Here is a 20,206-nt window from a genome sequence, read left to right as displayed (position 1 = left end):
CGTGATTTCGTGCGCGTGGACCTATACCGTGCGCGCCGGCAGTCCTAGCCCAGGCCCACGTCGAGCGCCATCATGAGCGTGAAGCCGAGCGCGAACGCGAGCACGCCCACGTTGGAGTGCTCCCCTTCGCTCATCTCGGGGATGAGCTCCTCTACCACCACGTAGACCATGGCGCCGGCGGCGAAGCTCAACAGGTACGGCATGAGCGGCACCAGCTGGCGCGCGGCCAGGATCGTGAGGACGGCGCCCACGGGCTCCACCACGCCGGAAAGGAAGCCGCCGAGAAACGCGCGCCTGCGGCTTGACCCCTCTGCGCGAAGCGGCATGGATATGATCGCACCCTCTGGGAAGTTCTGGATCGCGATGCCCACGGACAGCGCGAGGGCGCCGGCCGCCGTGAGCCCCGTGCCACCAGAGAGCAGACCCGCGTACACCACTCCCACGGCCATGCCCTCGGGAATGTTGTGGATGGTCACGGCCAGGAGCATGAGCGTCTTGCGCTGGAGGTTTGACCTCAGGCCCTCGGGATGCGTGTCCTTCTCGCCCAGGTGGAGGTGGGGCAGCAGGCTATCCAGCAGCAGCAGGAACAGGATTCCCAGCCAGAAGCCCACGAACGCCGGGACCCAGGCCAGGCGCCCCATGGCGGAAGACTCCTCTATCGCCGGGACGATGAGGCTCCAGACGGATGCCGCGACCATCACGCCGGCGGCAAACCCCGTGAGCGCGCGGTCGACGGCGTGGTTGAGCCGGCCGCGCATGAGGAAAACCATGGCCGCGCCGGCCGTGGTGCCCGCGAGTGGTATCGCAAGGCCGATGATCGTGCGTGTGACGGATGCGTCCAAGGGGACCTCCCCTCTCTCTTTTGTGTATACAGTTCGACGTCAGCGGGCATCGGGCCCGCCGAGTGGTTGCCAGCACAGATTCTACCCTGCGCCACATCATGTTAGCAATACATTGTCCTAATAATATAGGATATAATCTGCATGGGAGCGCACTCGCATTGCACGACGGGTGACGCACGAAAAGGCGGCGCAGAAGGGAGGTCCCATGGAGAGACGCAACACGCGCCAGCGCCAGCTGGTGCTCGACGCGGTGCGGGAGCTGGACGACCACCCCACTGCCGACGAGGTGTACCTTCGCGTGCGCGAGAAGGACGGGCACGTGAGCCGCGGCACGGTGTACCGCAACCTGCACATACTGGTGGAGTCCGGCGACATCATCTCTGTAAAGGCGTTTGGCGGCGAGCGCTTCGACCGGAGGAGCGACTGCCACGCGCACCTGGTGTGCACGGAGTGCGGCAGCGTGACGGACGTGCCGGCGCCAGACGTGAGCGCCGGCGAGCACGAGGTGGAGCGCACGTGGGGCTTTACCGACGTCCGCGCGAGCACGATATTTTACGGCATCTGCCCCTCGTGCCAGAAAAAGAGCCAGGCGGCCGAGTAGGCCCCTGGCTCCCAAGGAAGCGCGACCTTCGCCGCAGCTAGAAAGACTTTCCCCTGCACGCATGCCGCACCTCGACGCAGGATCCGGCCACGGCCGCGGAGAGGAGTACGGCGGCGGCCATCGAGCCAACATCCATGTGATCACCCCTTTCGGTGGCGAGAAGAGCCTGCGTCCGTTGCCGGGCGACCCTGCGGTCCCGCCCCGTTGGGGGTCGGGGCGAGACCGCCTGCGGGCCGCGGGGATCGAACCCTGCTATGCGACCGGCTCCTCCGAGAGGCTCTGGAGGATGTGGTCGTCCTTCTCGTCCCACTTGGGCATGGGACGGAAGAGCTGGAAGAGGATGGCCGCGAACAGCGCGAACGCCACGACGGTCCAGAACCCGAAGCTGCCGAAGGCGATGAGCTCGTACAGCTGGTTGATGAGGAGTCCCACGACCCAGCCGAAGCCGCACTCGTAGCCGATGGCGAACCAGAACCACTTGGGGTCGTCCATCTGCCTGCGGATGGTGCCCATGGCCGCGAAGCACGGCGCGCACAGCATGTTGAACGCGACGAACGCGCACATGGCGCCAACGTGGAGCGTGCCAGCAACCGTGAACATGCCGGCGAAGCCCTGCCACATGGAGACGGAGTTCTCCGTTGCGCCGCCGAGGCCGTAGAGGACGCCGAACGTGGAGACGAGGTTCTCCTTTGCGATGAGCGCGGAAATCGTGGAGGCGGTCGCCTGCCAGTTGCCGAAGCCGAGGGGCATGAAGACGAAGCTCAGCGCGCCGCCGACGCCGGCGAGGATGGAGTAGTCCATGTAGGTGTCGGGCGCGCCGGCCATGCCCTGCAGGAAGCCGAAGGAGCCGTCGCCGCCCTTCCAGCCGGCGATGCCGAAGTTGGAGAGGAACCAGATGGCGACCGCGGCCGCGAAGATGATGGTACCGGCCTTCCTGATGTAGGAGGCGACGCGCTCCCACACGTGCAGCGCCCACGAGCGGATGCTGGGGAAGTGGTAGTCGGGAAGCTCCATCACGAACGGCATGGGCTCGCCCTGGAACGGCTTGGTCTTCTTGAGCATGACGGCCGAGACCACGATGGCGACGATGCCGAGGAAGTAGAACATGGGGGCGACCCACCACGCGCCGTTGTCCGCGCCGATGAGGACGCCCATCACGAGCGAGATGATCGGCAGCTTGGCGGAGCACGGGATCATGGTGGTGAGCATGGCCGTCATGCGACGGTCGCGCTCGTTCTCGATCGTCTTGGTGGCGAGCACGCCGGGGACGCCGCAGCCGGAGGAGACGATCATGGGGATGAACGACTTGCCGGAGAGCCCGAAGCGACGGAACACGCGGTCCATCACGAACGCAACGCGACTCATGTAGCCGCAGTCCTCCAGGAAGCACAGCAGGACGAACAGCACGAAGATCTGCGGGATGAAGCCGAGCACGGAGCCCACGCCGCCGATGACGCCGTCGACCACGAGCGACACCACCGCGTCAGACGCGCCGGCGCCCTGGAGCCAGCCGGTGACGGCGCTTGGCACGGAGTCCACGAAGCCAGCGTAGTCGTGCGGGTTAGGCTCCTGCGCGTTGACGGCTTTCTTGAAGTCTGCCAGGGTGACGGTCTTCACGACGTCGAGCTTCTGCCCGGACGAGAGGATCGCGTTGCCGTTGGAGTCGAGCTTCGTCACGACCTTTCCGCCGTCGTGGGTAAGGTTGCCGTCGCCGTCGTGCTGCGGCACGTCCCGCGCGACGACGCCTGCCGCCTCCGCCTCGAACGCCTTGATGGCGCGCTCGTCCGCGGCGCTGCGATCGTCTGCCGCCAGCGCCTTGCTCGCGGCCGAGGTATCTATGCCCTTCTCGTCCGCCGCCGCCAGGAAGCCGTCGATCTTGTCCGCGTAGTGTCCGTCCTCATAGGCTGCCGTGTCGGCGTCGTACTTCTGCTGCGAGGCGGAGTTCACGAAGAAGCCGTCCGAGAACAGGTTGTCGTTCACCCAGTCAGTCGCAGGCGTGCCCACCGCCACGAGCGCCACCCAGTACACGGCGATCATGACGGCCGCGAAGATGGGAAGGCCAAGCACGCGGTTCGTCACGACGCGATCGATCTTCTGCGAGGTGGTCAGCTGCCTGGGCGCCTTCTTCACGCACGCGTCCATAACGGTCGCGATCCAGTCGTAGCGCTCGCCCGTGACGATGGACTCGGCGTCATCGTCGCGGCTCTTCTCGACTGCCGCGATGACCTCCTCCGCCGCGTCGAGCTGCTCCGTCGAGAGGCCCAGCGGCTCGATCGCGTCCGCGTCGCGCTCGAACACCTTGATCGCGTACCAGCGGGCAAGGTCTGCGGGCGCGGTGTCACCCACGATGGCCTGCACCTTCTGCAGGGCGGACTCCACCTCGGGCGAGAAGCACCTGACGCCCTTGGTCGCGACCCCGTCCCTGGCCGCGTCCACGGTCTGCTGCATGAGCTTGTCAAGGTTCCTGCTGCGCAGCGCCGAGACCTCGACGACGGGCGCGCCGAGCATGGAGGAGAGCTTCTTCGCGTCGATGACGTCGCCGCGCTCCTTCAGCAGGTCGCACATGTTGAGGCCGACGGCCACGGGGCGACCGGCCTCCAGCACCTGCGTGGTGAGGTAGAGGTTGCGCTCGAGATTCGTGACGTCGATGAGATCGACCACGGCGTCCGGCCTGTCGTTCACGAGGAAGTCGCGGGACACGACCTCCTCCGGCGAGTACGGGGAGAGCGAGTAGATGCCCGGAAGGTCCACGAGCTCAACGTCCCGGTCCTTCTTCCACGGGGCCTGCTTCTTCTCGACCGTGACGCCGGGCCAGTTGCCCACGTAGCCGTTTGACCCGGTCAGCTCGTTGAAGAGCGTCGTCTTGCCGCAGTTTGGGTTGCCTGCGAGCGCAATGTACGTCGTTTCTGCCATGTGCCTTCCCTGCTCTCGTTCGCGCGGACGCGCCGTGGCCGCCTGCGCGGCCTTCTCGCCGCTCCGCCGCTATTGTTAGCCATACTTAACTTCTTGCGCAAAAAAATGCGATGGAGCTATGCCGTGACGATGTCCGCGACCTCGATGCACTGCGCCTCGTCTTTGCGAAGCGTCAGCTCGTACCCGCGGACCGTGACCTCGATGGGGTCTCCCAGCGGCGCCACCTTGTGCACCAGGACCCGAGTGTTCTTCGTCACTCCCATGTCCATGATGCGGCGCTTGACCGCGCCCGCGCCGGTGAGCTTCTCGACGGTGCACTCCTGCCCCACCTTCACGTCCCTCAAAGTTGCCATGCTCTTCTCCTCCGTATCGTTTTGCCAAGTTGCGTCGCGCCCCGGCGCCCTCGGTCTGTGCACGTGACGTCGCGTTGTCATGGTGGCGCGCCGCCTTTGGCAGGCTGCCTTCCGCGGTCTTCCCTAGCAGGTCACGATCCTCATCGCCATGTCGCGGTTCAGCGCGAGCGTCGCGCCCTTGACGCTCACGACCACGTCGCCGTTGACGCGCGAGACCACCTTTACCTCTGCCCCCTGCACGAAGCCCATCTCGGACATGTGCTGACGCAGGTCCTGCGCTCCACGCACGCGCGCGACCGTCACCGTCTGCCCCTCGCCCACCATCGCGAGCGGCAGCTGGGAGCCAGACCTCAACTTCGACGCGGCAGAGCTCGCGCCGGCCACGCGTCGGTACCCCATGACGCCCTCCATAGCCCCATCTCCAATTGTTAACCGCAGTGAACTTACCTAGTGAAGAATAGTATACACAGGTTAACTTTGTAAACCCAATTTGCTAGCTTTTTGCGAATTGGACCACCAGCCCAACCCACCGGCCAATGCCCTGGAAAGACGGCACCCCACTCATGCGACATCCGATTGCGACTGCCGTCACACCCCGGTCGTCGGTACACGTGAGCCCCGAGTTGTCGCGCCCGTACACGTCGAGGCCGAGTTTCGCGGGTCCGCGCAAGCTCGCGTCAGACGTGTACCGGGCCGGGTACACTTCGAAGCCCAGTTTGCAGGGGGGGCGCGCAAGCTTGCGTCAGACGTGTACCGGGTCTGTACACATGGGCGCGCTTTTGGCAAGAGGCCGTAAACTCGGGTCAGGCGAGTACCATCGAAAGTCGAGCCATGTCAGGAACTGTCAGACGTGTACCGGGTCGTTCGTTAAGACTTTGATCGCGCAGCTCATCTACCTCATGCTATGTGGAATTAGACTAATTTCACATGGTACACGTCTGACCCGAGTTTGCATTTTCCGGTACACATCGGAAATGCGGCAGAAAGTTGGACCGCGCGGGGCGCGGTCGGGACGGAGGCCGCCATGGACGGGACGCCGAGGTACACCGACGAGGAGAGGGCGCACTACCTGAGGACGATGTGGGCGGAGGGGCTCGTGCCGGCGACCGCCGCCAGGCTCTGGGGGAACCACCCGAACAGGCACACGCTGACGAGGCGGCAGCGCGAGGCGAGGGAGGGCGCGCTCGAGGTCGAGCCGGTGCGCGTCCCGCACTCCTGCGCGGGCAGGCACCTCCCGCACAAGCGCTACCCGGCGGACACCAGGGAGGAGGCGCTCAGGCTGCTGCGGCTCGGCAGGCGCAGCGGGGAGGTCGCGCGCTCGCTGGGGCTCCCGAACGGCTCGCTCGTGGGCCGCTGGGCGCGGGAGGAGCGCGAGCGCGCTAGCATGGCCGCGGACGCCGGGGACGGGGGCGGGAGGAAGATGCCAGCGGGGAAGAGGACGCGAGCGCGGAGGGGCGGGGCGCCCGCGGGGGCGGGCGCGCCCGAGGGGGCCGGGGCCGCCCCCGGCGAGCTCGACAGGCTCAGGCTCGAGGTGGCGACGCTGAGGGAGATGCTCAGCGACCCAAAAGCAGGAGACCCGGCGAGACTCTCGAACAGGCGGAAGGCCGAGTTGGGAGAGAGGTTGCGGCGGGACTACGGGTTCCCCCTCCGATGGATCCTGACCTACTTTCGGATATCGAAGAGCTCCTACGAGTACGCGAGGCGCGCTCTCGCGAGGCCGAGGGGGGGACGATGAGGCCTTCGACGCGCGCGTCAGGGCCGCGTTCGAGCTCCTCAGGGGCACCGCGGGCTACAGGAGGGTCGCCGCGTGCATGAGGGACGGCGCCGACGGCGTCGAGGCCGGCCCCGCCCCCGAGAGGCGCGTGCGCGAGTCCATGCGGAGGCAGGGGCTGCGCGCCCGCAGGGGCAGGAGGCCGCGCCGCGCGTACAGCTCCTACGCCGGCGAGGTCGGCGACAGGCCGGCCAACGTCCCCAGGGAGCGCGCCAGGGCCAGGAGGGCGTCGGGCGAGGACTACAGGCTCGCGCACGACTTCTCCGCCGACCGCCCCGGCGCCCTGCTCGTCACCGACGTCACCGAGATCAGGCTGAACGGGTTCAGGGTCTACCTGAGCCCCGTGATCGACTGCTGGGACGGCTGCCCGGCCTCCTGGTCGATCTCCCCCCACCCCGACCAGGAGCTCTGCGACTCCTCGCTCGCCGCCGCCCTCGCGCTCGAGCCCGAGGGCGCCCGGCCCGTCGTCCACACCGACGGCGGCGCCTGCTACCGCTCGGGCGCGTGGAGGGGGCTCTGCGACGCGGCGGGCGCCACGAGGTCGATGTCGCGCAAGGGGACGTGCCCGGACAACGCGCGCGCCGAGGGCTTCTTCGGCACCCTCAAGCAGGAGTTCCTCTACTCCCGCGAGTGGGCGGGCGTCACGCGCGACGAGTTCTGCGCCCAGCTCGACGACTACATGCGCTGGTACGTCCGGGGCAGGCCGAAGGGCTTCCGCCAGGGCGGGCGCACGCGCTACGAGGCGCCGGCGGCCAGGAGGCGCCGCCTCGGGGTCGCGGTGCCGCCGGAGCGCTGTGGTATCGTTGCGTAACAGGTACAGGATTGCTGCCGCACTCCCCATCAGCGGGTTCCTGCCATGGTAAGAATTCTTATGGCACACGTCGGCCGCGAGTTTGCGGGACCCCGTACGTTTCTGCCACACGTGTACCGGCGGGGCGTGCCCCCCGTACACGTGAGGCCCGAGTTTGCAGGCCGCCCGCGAACTGGGGGCAGGCGTGTACCGCGGGGGCGCCCCCCCGGCACTCACCTGCCCCGAGTTTCGTGCGGGCGTGCAAACTCGCGGCAGGAGTGTACCGGCATGGCCGCCTCCCGGCACTCGTCCGGCCCGAGTTTCGTGCGGGCGTGCAAACTCGGCGCGGGTGCGTGCCCGGGGCCCGGCTCCGCCCGCACACACCCGGGCCGACCTTGCGGAATCGTGCAAGCTCAGGCCGGGCGCGTTGCGCCCCTGGGGCCGCCGTGGCAGGAACCCCGTGGTGTGTGACCCCATGATGGTTAAACGAGTTATGGCTCGGCCAACCTACCTGCGATCATGTGTTATCGAACCAAGCGCGCGCGTAGCACACCCGGGGGATTCTCGCATTTCGCGAAGCGCACCCGCGACTTCGTGGCACGGGACCCCTCTTTGCGCAACGCACCGGGGTCGAGATTGCGGGGTCGCGCAAACTGAGGCCGGGTGTGTGCGGCGGCGGGTACGCACCCGCCACGACCTTGCAGGGTCGTGCGAACTGGGGCCGGGTGTGTACCCGCACTACTAGCGCCCCTGCACACACCGGGACCGAGCTTGCAAGATCGTGCGAACCGTGGCCAACGTGTGCCGCCAGCCCGCACGGTCCAGCTTTCCGCTGCCTTCCTAACGTGTCCCGCAGCCCAAGGTGGGCACCGCTCACGCCACAACGCCACCGCTCACGCCACAACGCCACCGCTCACGCCACAACACCACCGCGCCACCCGTACCCACGCCGCCCGTACACGCACAAAAAAGACGGGCAAGAGGAACCACTCCCCTCGCCCGTCTTCAGCCCGAATCGCTATCGCCCGCAATCGCGGCACCTACCGCAATCGCAACGCACACTCGGAAGCACGCCTACTTCTTCCTGCGCACGGGAATGGGCCGCGGCGGCGTCTTCGGCTTCTTCGCGCCGGCCTTCACGACGGCGCCCTCGCCGCACGCGTCCAGGCAGCGGCCGCACTGCGTGCACTTGCGCTGGTCGATCACGTGCACAAAGTTCGCCTTGCCCATGATGGCGCCGTCCTCGCACGCGTCCAGGCAGTCGCCGCAGCCGGTGCACTTGGACACCAGGATGTGGAACGTCTTGTACGCGTCGCACGCGCCGGCCGGGCACACCTTGCGCGCATAGTGGGCAGAGATCTCGTCGCCAAACAGCGCGCAGGTCTCGCGCACCGTCTTCGCCAGCACGCGACCAACCTCGCACAGCGACTGCTCCTCCATCATCGGGGCAAGGTCCTGCAGAAGCTCCAGGTCGCCGGACTTGCCGCGCTTGTGGCAGACGTCCTCCAGGATCGTGGCCATCTGGTACGAGCCCTCGTGGCCAAACACGCAGCGCCCGCACGTCTCGTGGCGGTACTCGCGGCAGATCCTCAGCAGCTCGTCGGCCATGCAGCAGTCCGCGCCAAACACGCGCACCACGTCGCTGGCGAGAAGAACGTCCCCCTCGCTAGAGGCCGCGACCATGTCACCCTGCGGAAATCCCAGGTGCACGGCCTTGGCGTCCTCGATGCCGGCTGCCTTGGCCAGCTCGGCCACGCTCACCTTCGCCGGCAGCTCCACCGGCTCGGTCGCGCCGTTCACGTACACGAGCTTCGGCGCGTCCTTGCCGCGAAGCCACGCCTCGCCGCCCACCAGCGCGTCCGCGGCCGAGCCGGTCACGGCCGAGGGGATGGGCTTCTCGCCCGCAAACAGGCGGGCGGCGGCGGTGTCGTTGCCGTACACGTAGCCAAACGACGCGTCGGCGCGCGCAACGGCGACGCCCGCCGCCTCGAACGCGTCACAGAGCTCGGGCTCGCCCGCCGGAAGGACCACGCGGGCCCCCTCGGCCGCCGCCTTCGCGACGGCCGCGTCCACGTCGGCCCTCAGGGCCGCGAGCGCCGCGGGTGCCTGCGCGTACGCGGGCATGAAGTTGATAGTCAATGCCATGGGGGTCCCTCCTAGTACTCGTTCCACAGGCGCGGGCGCGTCAGGGTCAGCCTGAGGTCGCACTGCAGGCAGCGCGACGCCTCGTGCTCGGCCTCGGACTCCGAGAACGGGCACTCGTACGGGCGGAAGTCCGCCTTGCGCTCCTGCGCGGGCTCCATCTTGGGCTCCGTCGGCCCGTCGTAGAAGCCCGCGGGCACCTTGCCGATGCGCTGGACCGGCGCGTCCGCGTCGAGAAGAACCTCAGAGATGTCGCCGTCGCCGCCCAGGAAGCGGTCAATCGCCTGCGCAGACTCGCGTCCGCCCTCGATCGCGCCGATGACGGACTTCGTGCCCGTCACGGCGTCGCCGGCCGCGAACACGCCGTCCTCGCTCGTGCGGTGCTCTGCGTCGGCCACCACGTACGGGCCGTGCGTGAGCTCCAGGCCCATGTCGCGCGTGTCCTCGGGCTTCTGGCCCACGGCGAAGATCACGTAGTCCGCCGGAATCGTGAGCTCGCCGCCCTCGACGAGCTCCGTCACCGGGCGGTGCTGCTCGTCGAAGTAGAACTTCGCGATCTTGTGCACGGTCATGGCACCCACGTGGCCGGGTCTGTCCGCGCTCTCGTCGATGGAGGTGAACGCGTAGGCGTCGTGCAGCGTGACGCCCTCCTCAGCGGCCTCCTCGCGCTCCTCCGGCGTTGAGGTCATGACCGCCTCGGCCTCGAGGCAGCACACGTCGACGCTCGTGGCGCCCAGGCGGACGGCCGTGCGGGCGCAGTCGTAGGCGACGTTGCCGCCGCCAAGCACGACGACGCGGCCGCGCACGTCCATCGGCTCGCCCTTGCGGGCCGCCTTCAGGAAGTCAGTGTTGCGGATGACGCCCTCGAGCTCGTGGCCCGGGGTGGGAAGGACGGTGCCGTCGAACGTGCCCACGGACACCAGGACAGCGTCGAACTCGGACTTGAGTGCCTTCGGGTCGCGCACGCGCTCGCCGCAGCGGATCTCGACGCGAGGCTCCGCGTCGTCGCCCTGCGTCACGTCCAGGATCGCCTGGATCTCGCGGTCGAGCACCTCGTCGGGAAGTCGGTACGCGGGGATGCCGTAGCGCAGCTGGCCGCCGGCCTTCTGCTCCGCCTCGAACACGACGACGTGGTGGCCCTTCTCGGCCAGGTAGTAGGCAGCGGTGAGGCCCGCGGGACCGGCGCCCAGGATGGCCACCCTCTTGCCGGTCGGGGCGTCGTGGCGCGTGCGCCGGCGCCACTCGCCGGTGTCGCGCACGGCTGCCGCGCGCTTCAGGCGGCAGATGGACAGCGGCCCCTCCAGGTGGTTGCGCTTGCACTCGCCCTGGCAGTTATGGGTGCAGATGGAGCCGAGCGTCTCTGGGAACGGCACGCGCTCGCGGACGACGGCCGTGGCCTTCTCCCACTCTCCGTTCTTGACGTGGCGCAGGTAGCGCGGGATGTCGATGTGCGCCGGGCAGCCGGACCTGCAGGGCACCACGTTGTCCTCGCGCGAGCGGCCCTCCTTCGCCAGTCCCAGCGTGTCGACGATCGAGCCCGTGGGGCACACCTCGACGCACGCGCCGCAGAAGCGGCAGCCGGCCTCCTCGAGCGAGACGCCGCCATCGATGCCGATGCGAATGCCCTCCGGCGTGCGCTGGTAGTCCAGTACGCCCACGCCGCGGAGCTCGCGGCACGCGCGCACGCAGCGGCCGCAGCGGATGCAGCGCGTGAACATGTGCGTGATGAGCGGGTTGGAGTCGTCCGTCGCGACGGTGCGGGCGCGGCAGCGCCAGCGCGCCGGGGACACGCCCAGGTACTGGTACATACTCTGCAGCTCGCACACGCCGTACTTCGGGCAGCCCGTGCAGTCGGACGGGTGCGTCGCCAGGATGAGCTCCATGGCCGTGCGGCGCACGTCCTCCGCCGCCTTCGCGTGGGAGTCGACCACCATGCCCTCGCGCACCGGGGTCTTGCACGCGGGGACCGCGGGGCCCTCGCCGTCGACCACGATGGAGCAGAGCCTGCAGCCGCCCACGGCCTCGAGGTCGGGGTGCTTGCAGATGTGCGGGATGAAGACGCCCGCGTCGAGCGCGGCATCAAGCACCGACGTCCCCTCGCGGGCCTCGACCTCCGTACCGTCAATCGTTAGCTTCACGTGTGTTCCTCTCGCCTGGGCGCACGCGCGCCCATCATCCATACGACCGCGGGACCCTCGCATGAAGGGCCCCGCGGCAGTCAGTGTTCTAGCGCTTAGGCACTAGTCCCAGTCCTCGTCACCCGCGGACTCCGCAACGCGCTCGGCGGCGTTCTCGCCGGCGATGCGGCCGGAGTTCAGGCAGAAGCCCATGGTGTTGCCGGGGATGGAGTAGTTGTAGGAGTCGCCGTAGATGGTGCAGGCGTCCGTGCCCACGCAGTACAGGCCGTCGATGACCTTGTAGTCGTCGGTCATGACCTCCATGTTGTGGTTGATGAGCACTCCGCCCAGGGTTCCGTAGGCGCCCACGTACTGGCGGCACACGTAGAACGGCCCCTCCTCGAGCGGCATCATGAACTCGCGCTCCTTCTCGAAGAGCTCGTCGTAGCCCTCGGCGCACATCTCGTTGTACTGCTCGACGTTCTGGACGAGGCCCTCGGGGTCGATGCCGATCTTCTCGGCCAGCTCCTCCAGGGTGTCGGCCTGAGCGATGACGTGGTTGCCGGCGCCGTCCATGTACGTGTCGAGATCGCGCTGCCACTGCTCGTCGAAGCCCTGGTACAGGTCGTGCGGGTGGACGTGGCTCACGATGTCGGGTCCGTCCTTCTTCCAGTGGCGCAGCATCTTGGAGTCGAAGATCGAGAACGCGACCTTGCCGGGCAGGTGGTTGATGGCGTTGCCGACGAAGGTGGTGTTGAAGATGTCGTCCTCGGGCATGAAGCGCTCGCCGGTCTTGTCGCACCAGTAGCACGGCTGGCGGAACGCGCCCTCCACGTAGAAGTGGTTCATGTTGTCCGGCAGCTGGTACATCATCTCCATGGTGACGGGCGTGTGGCCGGCGCCAACCTCGTGGCACATGTTGTAGCCGTCGCCGTCCATGCCGGGCACCGCGAAGGAGTACAGGTTCTTGCCCCAGTCCAGGCCGATCTTGTCGTGGATCATCTTCGCGTTGTTGCCGAAGCCGCCGGTGGCCACAATGACCTCCTGGCACGAGATGGTGACCTCCTCGCCGTCCTTGTTCGTGGCGACGACGCCGCACACGGCGCCCTCGTCGTTCACCAGGAGCTTCTTGCCGGGGCACTCGAACATGAACTCGACGCCCAGGTCGTTCGCGCGCTCGGTCATGCGCTTGATCATCGTGGTCGCGGCGCGCGGGCCCGGCTCGGAGCCGTCCTCCGGCTGCACCACGTGCCAGGTGTACTCGCCGTCGGCGTAGGCGCGGGTGCGCTCGCGGGCGCGGAACGCCGGGCGCACGGAGTTGAACACGACGCCCATGTCCTGCAGCCACTTGATGGTGTCGCCGCTCTTGAAGTAGTACGCGCGGACGAGGCGCGGGTCGACCTGGTAGTGGGTGTAGAACATGTGGCGGCGGAACAGCTCGCCGGGCGTGACCTCGATCATCGAGGCGCGCTGGACGGGCGAGCCCGCCGCGCAGGGACCCATGCCCATGTTGGCCGCGCCGCCGGTGTTGGACGCCTTCTCGAGCGTGATGACGCGCGCGCCTCCCTCCGCTGCGGCGATGGATGCCGCCAGACCGGAAAGGCCTGCGGCCACTACGACGACGTCTGTCTCGAGCTCTTGTGCCATGGGACTCCTCCTCGGACGAAACCCTGCTTTCCCGCGCTCGGGCGCGGTCAGATTCTTATCTCATTCTGTTCGCGAGGCAACGCCTCGCATATGTGCAAACGAACAACTTTTGGCCCGCCGCGGCGTCCCGCACTGTGCAGGCGTGGAGTCAGAACGCGCCCGCGGGCGAGAAGGACGCGTCCTTCTCGCCCGTCGAGTCCGCCTTGCGCGCGGGCCGCTCGTCCCCTAGCGCTCGGGCATCGTCGGCTGGATGAACTCCTTGTAGCGCGCGACGCGCTGCTTGTACTCGTCGCCACGCTGCAGCTTTGCGAGCTCGCCCTCCATGCGCGCGATGTCCTCGCCGTGGATCTGCTTGCCCTCGGCGGTGTCGTGCGCGCGGAACAGGCCGCGCTCGTCGTAGCACTCCTCGTCGCGGTACTCCACCTCGACCTTGCCTTCGTTCACGTGCACATGACCCTCGAGGCCGCACACGGAGCAGATGGCCTTGTCGGTGCCGGGAACCAGATAGAAGTCGTTGGCGTTGCAGTGGGGGCACACGCCCTTCTCGCCCTGGTACTCGGCGTGCTCGGGGTCCTTCGCGGCGCGGGCGAGGTTAACGCCGATCTGGTGGGCGCGGGACACAACGGCGTCGTCCATCAGGGCGCGCTTGCTCCAGGGCACCCACTCGTTGTCGATGACCTTCCACGTGGGCGTCATGGACTGGATCGCGTGGTCGGACTGGGCGTGCGTGCCCCAGTCGGAGCCGCAGATCGCGATGTAGCTCACGGGCTTGCCCGGGCAGATCACGCGCGGGTCCGGCTCCTTGGACGGCTTGCCCTCGGCGGCAAGGCCCTTGGCGATCCTGGTGGAGAGCACGTTGTTGCCCGTGTCCATGCGCGGCCCGAAGCGGTCCATGATCGTGTGGAACAGGCCGGACGCGCCCGTCTCGAAGATGGGGTCGCACATGACGATGGCGTCGGCCTCGGCCATCTTGAAGAACAGCCAGTCGAAGTCGTCCTTGTGTATGCAGCGGTTGCCGCGGCCGCCCATGAGCGACTTCACGCACGCGATGCAGCCGGTGCAGTGGCGGATGTCGAGGTCCTGCGCGCGGATGAACTCCACCTCGCAGCCCTCCTCCACCGCGCCCATGAGCGCCTCCTTGCAGATGGAGTCGTTGTTGCCGTTCTTGGTGCCAAACGAGATTCCAAGTACCTTAGCCATGCCGGTCCTTCCCACGACATGGGGCCGCATCCGGCGGCCCCTACCCTATGCGGATAGCGTAGGTTGACAGGCGTTGTGCTATAGCACCAAAGATGAAAGACGCAACAACCTAGCTTTGGTGCTACGTACCAGAGCGCAGGAGGCGCCGCTACATGCCGGAGAGCCCCTCCATGACGGCGGAGGCGAAGCTCACGGCAAGGCGGTCGTCCCCGTCCTTCAGGTCGAGGTGGAACAGCTCGTCGATCTTGTTCACGCGGTAGAAGTACGTGTTGCGATGAACCGACAGGGCCTCCGCGGCGTCTGCGGGGCTTCCCGGGAAGCGGACGGACGCCACGGCCGTCTGCAGGTACGAGGTGCCGTGGGCGCGGTCGTAGGCTTCCATCGCCACGACGCGCTTGTCAAGCAGCATGTCGTGGACGCCCGCTAGCTCCGCGTTGTGCGCGATGACCTCGAAGCGGTGCCGCCACAGGTACACGATCCTGGCGCTGCCGCGCGCATGCACGGCCGCGGACAGCTCGCGGCACTCGCGCAGCGCGCGCCTCATGTCCAGCAGGTCGTCAAACGGCTCGCTCGTGAACGCGCGCATGTCGTTGTTGGCAAGCATCTGCGTGAGGCCGCGGTCGCGCGAGAGCCGCCGCTCGCAGCGCTCGTACGCATCGAAGCCCACCTCGCCGGCGGAGCCCACCGCCACCAGCAGCACGAGGGCATCGCCGGAGACGCACCACACGACGCCCGGCATGCCCCTCTGAACGATGGCGCCTGCGCGGGCGTAGTACTCCTCGTTCGCGTCCGCGGGGCCGCGCACGCACAGCAGCACGTAGGTGTCGTCCGCGGCAAGGCCCAGGAGGTCCAGGTGCGCGCGCAGCGCGTCCTCGCTCACGAACGTGCCCTCGAGCACGTCCTTCAGGATGGACGAGCCCTTGCCAAGGCGCCCGCCCGCCGCGCCGAGCCTGTCGATCATGATGCCCGCCAGGTCGCTCGCGAAGTCGACGAGCTCCAGGTCGAGGCCCGTCATGGCGTGCGTGACCTCGAACACGTCGAAGCGGCCCATCTCGAGCCGGTGATGGTAGATTATCGAGGTCACGGCGCGGTTCTTCTCGCCCGCGCGCTCCGACAGGACGGAGTGGCGCGCGTTGCGCACCGAGCTGATGACGCCGTCCTCGCGCATGCGGCGCTCCACCTCGGGCGTGATGTAGCCAGCCTCCAGAGAGGAACGCACGTCGTCCGAGGTGGGCAGCGCGCCGGCCGTCGCCAGGATCTTGTGCTCCGTGTTCGAGATGATGACCGGGTTCTCGAGCACCGCGGCCGCCCGCTGGGCAAACTGCCGCATGTCGTAGGACTCCAGGAAGCAGTCGAACAGCTGGTTCCGCCGCGCGCCCAGCTCGCCGCTGCGGCGCACGAGGCCCAGGAACGCGTCCTGGAACTCGCTGGGCGCGAGGTCGCCCCAGCAGTACACGACGCCGGGCTCCCGCGGCGCCCGCGCGTCCGCGCCCATGGCGTCTTCCTCGGCGCCCTGGGCGTACACAAGGAGAAGGCCCTCGCCCTGGCCCGGGGCGCCCTCCTGGGCCAGGTCGGCGCGGGACCCCAGGCGGATGACGCCCTCCGCGCGCTCTCCGACGCCCCACTCGGGAGACACGACCATGTCCCATCCCAGCTGGACGTCATCGGCAACGTCAAAGCCCCGTATGGGCAACTCGCTCAGCACCGTTCTCAGCTTCATGCATCCCGTTCTTCTCCCGTTGTACGCGTGCACAAGTCTAACACGCGCGCGCTCCGCACATTTTGGGGCTGCTGCCATGGGTTTTGTCGCGAGCCGAACATACGCTTTGCTACGGATTTCACGGGGCGCCCACGCATCGCGCCCCTGCGAGTGAGAGGAGATTCGCATGGCACGACTCATTGACGAGCTCATCGCAAAGGCGAAGGGGGCGCCGCGCCGCGTGGCGCTGCCCGAGGCGACGGACGCGGACACGCTGCGCGCCGCCCGCACCGTGCTGGACGAGGGCATCGCGCACCCCGTGCTCGTTGGACCGGCAGACGAGGTGCGCGCCGCGGCCGCGGAGGCCGGCGTCGACATCGAGGGCATGGATCTTGTGGACACCTCCGACGAGGAGGCGGCGGACGCTCTCGCCGAGCGCTACATGCACGCGGGCCGCGAGAGGCTCGTCTCTGCGAAGGGCGCGCGCCGCAAGGTGAAGAAGCCGCTGTACTACGCCATGGTCCTGGAGGACCTGGGCGACGTTGACTGCACGTTCTGCGGCCACGTCAACACCACGGGCGACGTGCTGATGGCCGCGCAGATGTTGATCGGCCTCGCCGAGGGCGTGGACGTGCCGTCCATCCTCGCGCTGGCGCAGGTGCCCGGCTTCGAGGGCCCGGAGGGCGACGTCATCGCGCTCACGGACTGCGGGCTGAACCCGGAGCCCACGGAGGAGGAGCTCGCCTCCATCGCGATCGCCGCGTGCGACAACGTGAGGTCGATCATGGGATGGGAGCCGCGGGCCGCGTTCGTTTCGTACTCCACGGACGGCTCCGGCGAGAGCCCCTCGAAGAGCCCCTCGATCGAGCGCGTGCGCAAGGCCGTCGACATCGCGCGCGAACGCCGCGCGGACCTGAGCATGGACGGCGAGTTCCAGCTGGACGCCGCCATCGTGCCGGCCGTGGCCGCGAAGAAGGTCCACCGCGCAAGCGACGTGGCCGGCCGCGCCAACGTGCTGGTGCTGCCCGACCTCAACTGCGCGAACACCATGATCAAGACCATCCAGCTCTTTGCGGGAGGCAAGGGCTACGGTCACACGCTCAGCGGCTTCCGCCGTCCCGTGGCGGACAGCTCGCGCGGCGCGTCCGTCGAGGAGATAGTCGGCGACATCGCGATGCTCGTGCTCGCGGCGACAGAGTAGCGAAGAGAGGGGAAATCACCATGGCATATCGCATCCTTACGCTCTCCCCCGGATCGACCTCTACGAAGGTGGCGGTCTTCGAGGGCGAGAAGTGCCTCATGAGGGCGAACGTAACGCATCCGGCGGAGGAGCTCGCCCGCTTCGACCGGGCCGTCGACCAGCTTGACTACCGCGTACGGACCGTGCTCGACGAGCTTGGCAAGGCGCACTTCTCGCCCAGCGACATGGACGCGTTCAGCGGCTACTGCGGCGGCATGGGCCCCACGCGCGGCGGCATCTTCGCGATCGACCAGACCGTGTGCGACCACGTGCTGAACTGCGGCATGAACCACCCCGCCATCCTTGGCGCGCCTATCCTGTACAGGTTTGCGCAGGACACGGGCAAGCCGGCGTTTGCCGTGAACCAGCCGGACACCGACGAGCTGGACGACGTCGCGCGCATCACGGGGTACCCCGGCGTGTATCGCAAGAGTCACGTGCACTGCCTGAACCAGAAGGAGTGCGCCATCCGCTTTGCCCAGAGCATCGGCAAGGCGTACGACGAGGTGAACGTGATCGTGGCCCACGTGGGCGGCGGGCTTTCCGTCGCGGCGCACCGCCACGGCTGGATGGTCGACACGAACGACGTGCTGGAGGGCTCCGGCCCGTTCGCACCGAACCGCTCCGGCGACGTTCCGCTGAAGCCCGTCGTGGCGCTCGTGGCGGACGGCGCGCAGTCCAAGGCGGAGGCCATGGCACGCATTGGCAAGACCGGCGGCCTGAAGGGGCTTCTGGGCACGGACGACGCCCGCGCAATCGACCAGATGATCGCGGACGGCGACCCATGGGCGACCGTCGTGTACGACGCGATGGCCTACCAGACCGCGAAGGCCATCGGCGGCTTCGCGGCCGCGCTCGAGGGCGCGGTCGACGGCATCGTGCTCACGGGCGGCGTCTCGCACGACCCGATCTTCGTGAACGCCGTGCGCCGTCGCGTGCAGTGGATCGCGCCGGTAGCCGTGTACGCCGGCGACTTCGAGATGGAGGGAGCCGCCGCAGGCGCCGTCCGCGCGCTCGACGGAACCGAGTCCGTCATGACCTACACCGGCGAGCCGTCGTGGAACGGGTTCAAGCTCTCCGGCGCACCGAAGGATGTGGAGGAGTAGATGGCGGCCACCACAAGCGAGCAGAGGAGGAACGGGGGCTTCCACTACGCCTACCTCATCGTGCTCTCGTGCATCATGATCACGTGCCTGCCGTGCGCGCTCGCGCTCAGCTGCGCGGGCATCTTCTTCACCCCGGTGAGCGAGTACCTGGGAGTGGCTCGCGCCCAGTTCACCCTGTACTTCTCGATACTGAACATCGCGATGATGCTCACGCTGCCTGTCGCCGGCAAGGTCATGGGCAAATCCGACCTGAGGGTCGTCCTTTCCGCAAGCGTCGCGCTGACGGGCGCGGGCCTTGTGCTCATGGGCCGCTGCGGCGCCCTGTGGCAGTTCTACCTGTGCGGCGCCGTCATGGGCGTAGGCGTGGAACCGCTCATCTACCTTGCCGTCCCCACGCTCATAAACGCGTGGTGCGCAAAGCGCGTCGGATTCTTCATGGGGCTCTGCATGGCGTTCACCGGCATCGGCGGCGTCATCTTCAACCCCGTGGGCACCGCCCTCATCCAGTCCGGAAGCGAGGGCTGGCGCCTGGCATACACCGTCTTCGGCGTCATCACCCTGGTGGGAACGCTGCCGTTCACGCTGTTCGTGGTGCGCTCGAAGCCCGAGGACAAGGGGCTCCTTCCCCTGGGCGCGGGCGAAGCCGCCGACGGGTCCGAGCCCGCTGCCGCGGCCGGCGGCGTGAGTGCCGCGAAGGCCATGCACATGCCTGCGTTCTGGGCGCTCGTGGTGTTCTGCGGCATCATCACCCTGAACCAGACCATCTACCAGTTCCTGCCCAGCTATGCCCAGTCCTTCTCATCCAGCCTTCCCCAGGTCGCGGCCGCGTCCGGCGTCGTCGCGTCTGCCGCGATGGCCGGGCAGGCGATCGGCAAGGTCCTTCTGGGCATCGTGAACGACCGGTCGCTGCGCGCCGGCGTGTTCGTGGGCATGGGCTGCGGCGTCGCGGGCGTGCTCGTGATGTGGCTGCTGCCGTCCTCGCTCGCGCTGCTGCTCTTGGGCGCGTTCCTGTTTGGCATCGTGTACGCCCAGACCGTGGTGCAGACCCCGCTTCTGGTGCGCTACGCGTTTGGGTCGGCGGACTACCCCGCCATCTACTCGCGCGTGTCGATGGCTGGCTCGCTCATGAGCGCCGTCGCCGCGGTGTTCTGGAGCCTGGTGATCGACTCCGCGGGCGGGTTCCCCCTCATGTTCGTGCTTGGCATCGTCTGCATGGCGATCTGCCTGGCGTCCGCGCTGTTTGCCATCGCGCACAAGGCGCGGGGATAGCGTAAGGGCGCTCCCGGCCACATATGCATTGCAGAAGGCGGCGCGCCCCAAACGGGCTCGCCGCCTTCCTCTTGTACGGGCCCCGCACGGGCCTCCCTGCGGGCGAATCGGCACGGAGCCGTCGTGGGTTGGGTCACACACCCAAGGCGAGGTTGCGAAGTCGCGCAAGGTCGGGTCGGGTGTGTTGCGCCAGGAGGGGCCGCGTGTCAGGAACCGCCAGGTGCGTACCGCGTATTTGGTTTTCAGATTTATGCCACAACCCATCTACCTGCGGTCATTTGGAATGAAACCAAAAGGAGACGTCACACACCCGGGGGTTTCTTGCAAATCGCGCAACACACCCGCGGCTTCGTGGCAGCGGGTTCCACCTATCGCAACACACCAGGGGCGAGTTTGCCAAGTCCTGCAAACTCACCCCTGGTGCGTACGGCGGCGGGTACACACCCGCCGCGACCTTTCGAAATCGTGCGATCTGGGCACGCATGCGTACCCGCCGACCGCGCGGCGCGGCGGCCG

14 protein-coding genes and 1 pseudogene are annotated in these 20,206 nt (G+C 68.0%); 6 read left to right on the top strand and 9 right to left on the bottom strand.

Annotated elements, in window-relative coordinates; all coding sequences use genetic code 11:
- Window positions 1-44: 44 nt before the first annotated feature.
- On the bottom strand, window positions 45-770 hold the full coding sequence (locus HF885_RS07835) for a ZIP family metal transporter (protein WP_170104449.1): 726 nt from the start codon (window positions 768-770) through the stop codon (window positions 45-47).
- A 277-nt stretch (window positions 771-1,047) separates the two neighbouring features.
- Between HF885_RS07835 and HF885_RS07830 the strand changes: the two genes are divergently transcribed.
- Window positions 1,048-1,443 (top strand): Fur family transcriptional regulator, encoded by a 396-nt coding sequence (locus HF885_RS07830; RefSeq protein ID WP_170104386.1) that lies wholly within the window; start codon window positions 1,048-1,050, stop codon window positions 1,441-1,443.
- Between the two features lie 252 nt (window positions 1,444-1,695).
- On the opposite strand, the gene feoB is transcribed toward HF885_RS07830, so the two are convergent.
- From feoB to HF885_RS07815, 3 genes are all read right to left on the bottom strand, one after another.
- Window positions 1,696-4,356: a ferrous iron transporter B gene (gene feoB, locus HF885_RS07825; protein ID WP_170104385.1), complete on the bottom strand. Its 2,661-nt coding sequence runs from the start codon at window positions 4,354-4,356 to the stop codon at window positions 1,696-1,698.
- Window positions 4,357-4,472: 116 nt separating this feature from the next.
- Entirely contained in the window at window positions 4,473-4,709 is a 237-nt protein-coding gene (locus HF885_RS07820; RefSeq protein ID WP_170104384.1) for a FeoA family protein, read from the bottom strand.
- A 123-nt stretch (window positions 4,710-4,832) separates the two neighbouring features.
- Complete coding sequence (locus tag HF885_RS07815; protein ID WP_170104383.1) at window positions 4,833-5,108, bottom strand: FeoA family protein; 276 nt, start codon at window positions 5,106-5,108, stop codon at window positions 4,833-4,835.
- Window positions 5,109-5,733: 625 nt separating this feature from the next.
- Between HF885_RS07815 and HF885_RS07810 the strand changes: the two genes are divergently transcribed.
- Both HF885_RS07810 and HF885_RS07805 read left to right on the top strand, forming a co-directional pair.
- Window positions 5,734-6,444: a hypothetical protein gene (locus HF885_RS07810; RefSeq protein WP_170104382.1), complete on the top strand. Its 711-nt coding sequence runs from the start codon at window positions 5,734-5,736 to the stop codon at window positions 6,442-6,444.
- Between the two features lie 37 nt (window positions 6,445-6,481).
- Window positions 6,482-7,291 (top strand): annotated as a pseudogene (locus HF885_RS07805) (IS3 family transposase); the annotation flags it as partial.
- Between the two features lie 1,053 nt (window positions 7,292-8,344).
- Here the strand turns inward: HF885_RS07805 and HF885_RS07800 are convergent.
- From HF885_RS07800 to HF885_RS07780, 5 genes are all read right to left on the bottom strand, one after another.
- Window positions 8,345-9,415, bottom strand: coding sequence for an NADH-ubiquinone oxidoreductase-F iron-sulfur binding region domain-containing protein (locus HF885_RS07800; RefSeq protein ID WP_170104381.1), 1,071 nt, complete (start codon window positions 9,413-9,415; stop codon window positions 8,345-8,347).
- An 11-nt stretch (window positions 9,416-9,426) separates the two neighbouring features.
- The gene (locus tag HF885_RS07795) at window positions 9,427-11,550 is read right to left on the bottom strand and encodes an FAD-dependent oxidoreductase (RefSeq protein ID WP_170104380.1); all 2,124 of its coding nucleotides are present in this window, start codon (window positions 11,548-11,550) and stop codon (window positions 9,427-9,429) included.
- Between the two features lie 102 nt (window positions 11,551-11,652).
- Window positions 11,653-13,176, bottom strand: coding sequence for an FAD-dependent oxidoreductase (locus tag HF885_RS07790; RefSeq protein ID WP_170104379.1), 1,524 nt, complete (start codon window positions 13,174-13,176; stop codon window positions 11,653-11,655).
- Between the two features lie 225 nt (window positions 13,177-13,401).
- Window positions 13,402-14,376: a flavodoxin family protein gene (locus tag HF885_RS07785; protein WP_170104378.1), complete on the bottom strand. Its 975-nt coding sequence runs from the start codon at window positions 14,374-14,376 to the stop codon at window positions 13,402-13,404.
- Between the two features lie 148 nt (window positions 14,377-14,524).
- Window positions 14,525-16,096 (bottom strand): PucR family transcriptional regulator, encoded by a 1,572-nt coding sequence (locus tag HF885_RS07780; protein WP_170104377.1) that lies wholly within the window; start codon window positions 16,094-16,096, stop codon window positions 14,525-14,527.
- Window positions 16,097-16,262: 166 nt separating this feature from the next.
- On the opposite strand from HF885_RS07780, the gene HF885_RS07775 reads away from it, so the two are divergent.
- Genes HF885_RS07775 through HF885_RS07765 form a run of 3 tightly spaced genes read left to right on the top strand, consistent with a single transcriptional unit; the run spans window position 16,263 to window position 19,690 of the window.
- Window positions 16,263-17,276, top strand: coding sequence for a phosphate acyltransferase (locus HF885_RS07775; RefSeq protein WP_170104376.1), 1,014 nt, complete (start codon window positions 16,263-16,265; stop codon window positions 17,274-17,276).
- Between the two features lie 20 nt (window positions 17,277-17,296).
- On the top strand, window positions 17,297-18,421 hold the full coding sequence (gene buk / locus HF885_RS07770; RefSeq protein ID WP_170104375.1) for a butyrate kinase: 1,125 nt from the start codon (window positions 17,297-17,299) through the stop codon (window positions 18,419-18,421).
- Window positions 18,422-19,690: an MFS transporter gene (locus tag HF885_RS07765; RefSeq protein WP_170104374.1), complete on the top strand. Its 1,269-nt coding sequence runs from the start codon at window positions 18,422-18,424 to the stop codon at window positions 19,688-19,690. It begins immediately after the preceding gene.
- Window positions 19,691-20,206 lie beyond the last annotated feature (516 nt).

The sequence above is a fragment of the Parafannyhessea umbonata genome, assembly GCF_012844235.1.
Lineage (GTDB): Bacteria > Actinomycetota > Coriobacteriia > Coriobacteriales > Atopobiaceae > Parafannyhessea.
This window is presented reverse-complemented; position numbering and strand designations above follow the sequence as displayed.

Excerpts from the sequence above, each read along its gene's own strand:
- HF885_RS07775 (WP_170104376.1), top strand. The coding sequence starts at position 16,263 with ATGGCACGACTCATTGACGAGCTCATCGCAAAGGCGAAGGGGGCGCCG.
- HF885_RS07815 (WP_170104383.1), bottom strand. The coding sequence starts at position 5,108 with ATGGGGTACCGACGCGTGGCCGGCGCGAGCTCTGCCGCGTCGAAGTTG.
- HF885_RS07810 (WP_170104382.1), top strand. The coding sequence starts at position 5,734 with ATGGACGGGACGCCGAGGTACACCGACGAGGAGAGGGCGCACTACCTG.
- feoB (WP_170104385.1), bottom strand. The coding sequence starts at position 4,356 with ATGGCAGAAACGACGTACATTGCGCTCGCAGGCAACCCAAACTGCGGC.
- HF885_RS07835 (WP_170104449.1), bottom strand. The coding sequence starts at position 770 with ATGGTTTTCCTCATGCGCGGCCGGCTCAACCACGCCGTCGACCGCGCG.
- HF885_RS07800 (WP_170104381.1), bottom strand. The coding sequence starts at position 9,415 with ATGGCATTGACTATCAACTTCATGCCCGCGTACGCGCAGGCACCCGCG.
- HF885_RS07780 (WP_170104377.1), bottom strand. The coding sequence starts at position 16,096 with ATGAAGCTGAGAACGGTGCTGAGCGAGTTGCCCATACGGGGCTTTGAC.
- HF885_RS07830 (WP_170104386.1), top strand. The coding sequence starts at position 1,048 with ATGGAGAGACGCAACACGCGCCAGCGCCAGCTGGTGCTCGACGCGGTG.
- HF885_RS07765 (WP_170104374.1), top strand. The coding sequence starts at position 18,422 with ATGGCGGCCACCACAAGCGAGCAGAGGAGGAACGGGGGCTTCCACTAC.
- HF885_RS07790 (WP_170104379.1), bottom strand. The coding sequence starts at position 13,176 with ATGGCACAAGAGCTCGAGACAGACGTCGTCGTAGTGGCCGCAGGCCTT.
- HF885_RS07785 (WP_170104378.1), bottom strand. The coding sequence starts at position 14,376 with ATGGCTAAGGTACTTGGAATCTCGTTTGGCACCAAGAACGGCAACAAC.
- HF885_RS07820 (WP_170104384.1), bottom strand. The coding sequence starts at position 4,709 with ATGGCAACTTTGAGGGACGTGAAGGTGGGGCAGGAGTGCACCGTCGAG.
- buk (WP_170104375.1), top strand. The coding sequence starts at position 17,297 with ATGGCATATCGCATCCTTACGCTCTCCCCCGGATCGACCTCTACGAAG.